The organism is Ornithinimicrobium sp. F0845 (genome assembly GCF_023015765.1).
Lineage (GTDB): Bacteria > Actinomycetota > Actinomycetes > Actinomycetales > Dermatophilaceae > Ornithinicoccus.
Genome location: NZ_JALKAL010000017.1, coordinates 59,814 through 66,486, shown reverse-complemented (window position 1 = coordinate 66,486; position 6,673 = coordinate 59,814). Strand labels below are relative to the sequence as shown.

The 6,673-nt window shown below is 70.7% G+C and carries 5 protein-coding genes and 1 pseudogene; 5 read left to right on the top strand and 1 reads right to left on the bottom strand.

The genetic code is table 11. From position 1 onward, the window contains the following. Window positions 1-462: pseudogene (locus MWU75_RS18115) on the bottom strand (ABC transporter family substrate-binding protein); the annotation flags it as partial. Window positions 463-664: 202 nt separating this feature from the next. Here MWU75_RS18115 and MWU75_RS18110 point away from each other — a divergent pair. The 5 genes from MWU75_RS18110 to MWU75_RS18090 are packed head-to-tail and all read left to right on the top strand — an operon-like array spanning window position 665 to window position 6,670. Beyond that, the gene (locus tag MWU75_RS18110) at window positions 665-1,942 is read left to right on the top strand and encodes an amidohydrolase family protein (protein ID WP_247093580.1); all 1,278 of its coding nucleotides are present in this window, start codon (window positions 665-667) and stop codon (window positions 1,940-1,942) included. After that, window positions 1,939-2,286 carry a TIGR04076 family protein gene (locus tag MWU75_RS18105; RefSeq protein WP_247093578.1) on the top strand — a complete coding sequence of 116 codons (348 nt, stop codon included), beginning with the start codon at window positions 1,939-1,941 and terminating at the stop codon, window positions 2,284-2,286. Before MWU75_RS18110 ends, MWU75_RS18105 begins: the two co-directional genes overlap by 4 nt. Further along, the gene (locus tag MWU75_RS18100; RefSeq protein ID WP_247093577.1) at window positions 2,283-3,389 is read left to right on the top strand and encodes an LLM class flavin-dependent oxidoreductase; all 1,107 of its coding nucleotides are present in this window, start codon (window positions 2,283-2,285) and stop codon (window positions 3,387-3,389) included. Before MWU75_RS18105 ends, MWU75_RS18100 begins: the two co-directional genes overlap by 4 nt. A 6-nt stretch (window positions 3,390-3,395) precedes the next feature. Next, window positions 3,396-5,057 carry a DUF885 domain-containing protein gene (locus tag MWU75_RS18095; protein WP_247093575.1) on the top strand — a complete coding sequence of 554 codons (1,662 nt, stop codon included), beginning with the start codon at window positions 3,396-3,398 and terminating at the stop codon, window positions 5,055-5,057. Beyond that, window positions 5,057-6,670: a DUF885 domain-containing protein gene (locus MWU75_RS18090; protein ID WP_247093573.1), complete on the top strand. Its 1,614-nt coding sequence runs from the start codon at window positions 5,057-5,059 to the stop codon at window positions 6,668-6,670. Before MWU75_RS18095 ends, MWU75_RS18090 begins: the two co-directional genes overlap by 1 nt. Window positions 6,671-6,673 lie beyond the last annotated feature (3 nt).

The window sequence follows — 6,673 nt, the reverse complement described above, 5'->3', positions numbered from 1 at the left end:
CCAGACCGCCTCATCGGAGATGGTGTACTCAACCGTCAGCGGGTCCTCGCTGGTCACCGTGTAGGTGCCGTAGTCCTCGTCCGGGTAGATCGTGCCGTCCGTGCCGTAGTACCAGAAGCTCGACCCCAGCCGACCGGAGACAGCCTGGTTATACACCGAGTTGGTCTCCGGCGTGTTCACGTTCAGACCCACCCACTCGTCGGCACCCACGGAGAAGAAGATGTTGTCCTGCTTGGTGGTGATCTCACCCAGGTCCGGCTTGGCCGACGAGGCCGTCTCGCCGGAACCCTCGTCCTCACCGTCGGAGGTCTGCTCCGCGTCCTCGGGGGCCGCGGTGTCCTCGGCCTCCTCCTCCTCGGAGCCCTCGTCGGTAGCCTCGGTGCCCTCAGTCGTCGTGTCGTCGTCAGGAGTGTCCGACGTGCAAGCCGACAGCACCAGGGCTCCCGCGGCCACGATCGCCATGGTTGTGCGCCTGATCTTCAATGTTCCTCCTCTTGAGCGGACACGTCCGCAGCCAGTCCCACTCGCAGGACCAACCGAACAGACTGTTTAGTCTCAACGAGTGGCGTTCAGTTAGAGTGTACACACGACAAGGATCCGTGGTGTTGAATGACGAGTCCGCGCGCCCGCGTCGGCGCTGCAAGGGAAGGGATGAGACCAACCGGTGGTGCTGAGAACCCTTGGGACCCGCCCCTCACGGGGCCAGGTGCTCGTGAACTGCTCCGTCTTCGACGGGACAGGCGATGGAACAGTCGGCGACCAGGCCATCTGGATCCGGTCCGACGGCACCGTGGGCAGGGTCGGCGATCGGCAGGTCGTGATCGATGCCGCCGACGACGACCCGGAGCCGATCGTCGTGGTGGACCTCGCCGGTGGCTACGTGACACCTGGCCTGATCAACATGCATGTCCACCTTGGTCTGGCCCTGCCGGGGGCGATGAGTGCGTCGCTGGACCGCAACGACCCGGCCGCCCTCGCGCTGCACATGGCCGGCAGTGCACGGCGCACCCTCCACGCGGGCGTGACCACCGCGCGATTGGTCGGCGAGACCGCCTACACCGACTTTGCGCTCCGCCTCGCGATCCAGAGCGGGAGCCTGCCCGGGCCCCGTCTGTTCACCGCCGGTCACGCGCTCTGTTGCACCGGCGGTCACGGACACGACGCCGACGGGTTGGAGGCGGACGGCGCCGACGGCTTCCGCCGGGCCACCCGCGAGCAGCTGCGGGCAGGGGCGGACCTGATCAAGGTGTGCGTGTCCGGCGGCCTGGCCGGTGAGCACGAGGCGATCGAGACTCCGCAGCTCACCGACGACGAACTCTCCGCCGTCGTCACCACGGCCCACCAATGGGGCCGCACCGTCACCGCCCACGCCGGGCCGGCCGAGGTGATCGAGCGAGTCATCCAGCTCGGCGTGGACGGCATCGAGCACGGTTACCAGATCACCCCCGAAGTCGCGGCCGACATGGCACGCCGCGGGACCTGGTACGTGCCGACGATCACGGTCAGCCGGTGCCGAGAGTTCTTCGAGGAGCATCAGGTGCCCCCCTGGATGATGGAGCGAGCACTGGGTGCCGGCCCACGGCACTGGGAGAGCCTCCAGCACGCCATCACCGCCGGGGTGCGGATCGTGATGGGTAGCGACATGCCGCCGGATGCTTCGTTCGAGGGGACCACCGCCACCGTCCGGGAGATGGAGTTCATGGCCGAGGCGGGCATGACCGCGGTCGAGGTGCTCCGGGCCGCGACCAGCCGCGCCGCCGAGTGGCTCGACGCCACGGGGAAGATCGGCACGTTGACACCCGGCGCCGCGGGTGACCTGCTCGTGCTGGACGCCGACCCCGCCGCCGACGTCTCGGCACTCCGCACCATGCACGCGGTGGTCCAGGGCGGTCGTGCGATGCGTGACGACCGAGGTCTCTGGACGAAACGGAGGCCAGTGTGAACGGCGCATCAGAGCACGATGCGGGCGACCCGGCCATGACCGAGCTGTACGACCTTCGGGTGGTCGTGGACCGCATCGAGGGGAGATCGGTGTGCGGTCTGCAGCCCGGCGACTGCTTCGAGGTCACCGAGTCCAACCGGGTGCGCGTCCCCGAGGGGCGGCACTTCTGTCTCTATGCCATGGCTGCCGTCCTCCCGCTGCTCCCGGCGAAACAACGTCCGCTGCCCGACGGCGACTGGATGGCGCAGGACTCCGAGGTCGCCTGCCCCGACCCTGATGAGCGCCTGATCATGCGGATCGAGCGCACCGGTCGCAGGGCCATTCCGACGCGAGACCTCACGTGAGCACCGACCGACCCCCTGGCCGAGCTGTGTCCCTGGCGCTGCAGTCGGACAAGTCGACCCGTGCCTACGCCCTTCTCGCGCAGCGGATCGAGCAGTGGGGCTTCGACGGCCTGTCGATCTACGGCGACCTCGGCTACCAGCCACCCATCCCGGCCCTCATGACCACCGCCGCCCACTCTGAGCAGCTACGGCTCGGTCCGGCCTGCCTCAACCCGTTCACCATGCATCCGGTGGAGGTGGCCGGGGCGATCGCGGCCCTGGACGAGGCCAGCGGGGGGCGCGCCTATCTCGGGCTCACCCGTGGGTCGTGGCTCTCCGACCTGGCCGTGGGGCAGCGCAGGCCGCTTGCGGCCCTGCGGGACACCGTCGCGATCGTTCGCCGGTTGCTTGCGGGCGACACCAGCGGGTACGCCGGGACCGCTTACCAGATCGAGCCGGGCTTCCGCCTGCGCTACACGCCGTTGCGGCCTCGGGTGGACGTGCTGCTGGGGGTGTGGGGTCCGAAAGGCGCGGCCCTCGCGGCCGAGGTCGCCGACGAGGTCAAGATCGGCGGCACCGCCAACCCCGACATGGTGCGACTGATGTCCTCCTGGCTGGCCGAGCGCTGCCATGAGGTCGGGCGCGACCGGGCTGAGGTCGGCCTGGTCGCCGGGGCGGTGACGGTGGTGGACGCGGACGGCACGGCAGCCCGCGACAAGGCGCGCACCGAGGTCGCCATGTACCTGGACGTCGTGGCCGCGCTGGACCCCACCGTGACCGTGGACCCGGACCTGCTGGCCGAGCTGCGCCGTCTGCTCGGCGAGGGACGGCACCAGGACGCTGGCGCGCTGGTGCCCGACGACCTGTTGGATCGCTTCGCCCTCGCCGGGACACCCGAGCAGGTCGCGACCCAGGCAGCCGGCCTGTTCGAGGCCGGCGCGACCCGCGTGGAGTTCGGGACCCCGCACGGGCTCGAGTCCGGCACCGGCATCGACCTGCTCGGTGCGGAGGTCCTCCCCCTGCTGCGTAGCACCGCCACGTCGCCCACCGCCACGCCGTCCACCACCACGTCGCCCACCAGCACGCACCCCACGACCGACCGAGTCACTGCCGACACCACCTGAGGACCCATGACCCAGCGCACCGTCACCGCCGTCGCCGACGAGTACGTCGCCTCGCTCGCCTCCCTCGAGCCTTCCGCCGCCGAGGCTCTCGGCCAGCAGGCCGACCTCGTCGTCCCCGACCTGTCGCCAGGGGTGTTTGAGGAGCAGCAGGCGGTTGGACGCCGGGCGCTCGCAGCCCTGCAGGACGCCACGGAGACCGACCCGGCCGAGCGGGTCCTGCGGATCGCGCTGACCGAGCGACTGACCCACGAGATCGCGCTCGCCGAGTCGGGCTTCACCACGCGGTTGCTGGCGCCCCTGGCCACCCCGGTGCACCAGGTCAAGCAGGTCTTCGACAACCTGCCCTCTGGTGGCGCCGACGAGTCGGCGCGGCTGCTCCGCAACCTGGAGCAGGTGCCCACCGCGTTCGAGCAGTACCGTCAGACCCTGACCGTCGCGGCCGACCAAGGGTTCGTCGCACCGTCGCGGCAGGCACGGCTGCTCGCGACGCAGATGCATGGCTGGGCTGATCCGGAGGACGGCTACTTCAGCCGACTGGTTAAGTCATCGGCTGCCGGGGCCGGAGCGCAGGCGCTGAGGAGCGCCGCAGCAGCGGCGGCGGCCTCGTGCGCATACCTTGCGCGCTGGCTGGAGACCGAGCACGCGGCTCGCGGGTCCGAGCAGGACGGCGTGGGTCACGAGCTCTACCGCGTGACCTCCACGGCGTTCCTCGGCGCCCAGATCGACCTCGAGGAGACCTACCAGTACGGCTGGGACCGGCTCAGGTCCCTCACCGCCGACGTCGACAGGTTGACCCGGGGGATCAGCGACCAGGGCCCAGCCGCGGCGATGGCCGTGCTGGACGAACGCCCCGGCCAGCGGCTGCCCGTCGGGCCCGAGCTGGTCGCCTGGATCGAGGAGCGGATCAGCGCCAGCATCCAGACCCTGGACGGCACCGTCTTCGACCTGCCGCGGGCGACGCGCGACTGCGAGGGTCGGCTCGCGACCCCCGGCTCGGGCGTCATCTACTACGCCCCGCCTGACGTGGCGCTCACCCGACCGGGCCGCGTCTACTGGTCCACACCCCCGGACGCGGACACGGTGCCGGTGTGGCGCGAGGTCAGCACGGTGCACCACGAGGGCGTGCCCGGCCACCACCTGCAGTACTCCATCACGATGAGTCAGGGCCACCTGCACCCCTGGCAGCGCTACCTGTGTCACATCCACGGGTATGCCGAGGGCTGGGCCCACTACAGCGAGGGGCGGGCCGACTCGTGGGGCCTGATCCACGACGAGGCCGAGCAGCTCAGTGTGCTTCTCGCGCAGCGGTGGCGCGCCGCACGGATCGTGGTCGACCTCGGCCTTCACCTTGACCTTCCGATCCCGGTGGGCAACGGGGTCACCTCCGCCACCCGCTGGACTCGCGAGGTGGGCCAGGACGTGCTGGTCGAGGTGGCCGGGATGGACCGGCACACCGCCGTCTTCGAGGTCGACCGCTACCTCGGCTGGCCCGGCCAGGCACTGGCGTTCTGCGTCGGGGCCCGACTGTGGGAGCAGGCCCTCGCCTCGGCCCGCGAGGCAGCGGGCAGCGCCTACGACGAGAATGCCTTCCACATGGCGGCGCTGCGGCTAGGCCCGATCGGACTCGACCCGCTCCGTGCGCTGCTGGCCGAGGGGACGGCGCGCTGATGTCCGCCCCGGAGTCCGTGGGTTCACATCCGGTGCTGGAGCAGTACGCCACCTGGGTCCAGGAGACCGAGCCGCTGTCACCGTCGTCGGTGGCGAGAGGGCTCTGGCGCGGTCAGCTCCCGGTCCGGGACCTCGACGCCGCCACGGACCGTGCCGAGAAGCTGCGCGGGTTCCTGCGCGAGCTCGACGACGTCGACGCCGTGACCGACGATGACCGGCTCGACCTGGCCACGTCTCGCATCGACGCCACGCACCGGCTGCGGGAGCTGGAGGAGCTGCGCCCCTGGGCACGTGTCCCCTACCTGTATGTCGAGGAGGCCGGCCACGCGATCCAGACCGCGCTGCAGGGCACCGACGGGCCGGAAGGAACCGGCGAGGACCTGCTCTCCACCTGCCTGGCTGCGCTCCCGGACTACCTGGCCGACGCGGCGCGGAGCCTGGAGGCACAGGCGACGCCCCCGTCATACGTGCAGGCTGCCCGCTCCGCCCTGCCCGGCCTGAGCGACCTGCTCGAGCAGGCCGGCGCAGGGGCAGGCCCACGTGAGGCCGTCGACGGTTTCGCAGCCACCCTGGACAGCCTGCAGCGGGATGCCACAGGCAGCTGGGTGGCGGGCCGGGACTACCTGGAGCACTGCCTGAACGAGTACTTCCTCGTCGGCATCCCCGTGGACGAGCTGGCGGACTGGGGACGCGAGCAGGTGCGCGAGGACCAGGAGAAGTTGCGGGCCCACGCCGCGGACACCGACCCCCGTCGCGACTGGCAGCAGCAGATCCAGGACGTCCGCGACGATCACCCGGCGCCCGCGGAGCTGCTCGACACCTACCGGGCGGCCATGGAGCGGTCCCGCACGCACACCCTCGAGCACGACCTCGCCACCATCCCGCCCGGTGAGGACTGCCGCATCGACGTCGTGCCGGACTTCCTGCGCCCCACCATGCCGATGGGGTTCATGGACCTGGCGCCGGCGTGGGGGCCCAGCCTGTCGAGCGCGCTGCGGATCACCCCGATCCGCACCGTGGACGGAGCACCCGACCCGGACCACCTCGCGGAGAGCTGCCACGCGCTCATCACGACGATCGCCGGTCACGAGACCTACCCGGGGCACCACCTGCAGCGCGTGCACCACAAGCAGGCGACACATGGCAACACCTCCATCCGACGCACCTTCTTCTCGGCGCTGTTCGTCGAGGGGTGGGGTCTCTACGTCGAGGACGTGATGCGGGAGACCGGGTACATGGACACCCCGGGACTGGTGCTGTATGCGCTGCGCAACTCGCTGTGGCGCTCGGCGCGAGTCGTGGTGGACGTGGGACTACACACCGGCACGTTGAGCCAGCAGGACGCTGTGGACTACCTGATGAGCGAGGCGTCCCTCGGGCGCCACATCGCCGAGGGCGAGGTCCGCCGCTACATCCGCCACGACAACCCGTCCTATCCTTCCGCCTACGCCCTGGGGCGTCAGGAGTTCCACCGCCTCCGCCGCGACTGGGAGCGGGCGGGCGGATCCACGCAGCCGCTACGCGGTCTGCACGATGCCATAATGGGGTTCGGCAGCGTGCCGCACGCACTCATCCGCGACAGCGTGCTGGCGCTGGCTACCAGCACCAGGTGACGT

Coding starts and splice junctions, on each gene's coding strand:
- MWU75_RS18095 (WP_247093575.1), top strand. CDS start 3,396: ATGACCCAGCGCACCGTCACCGCCGTCGCCGACGAGTACGTCGCCTCG.
- MWU75_RS18090 (WP_247093573.1), top strand. CDS start 5,057: ATGTCCGCCCCGGAGTCCGTGGGTTCACATCCGGTGCTGGAGCAGTAC.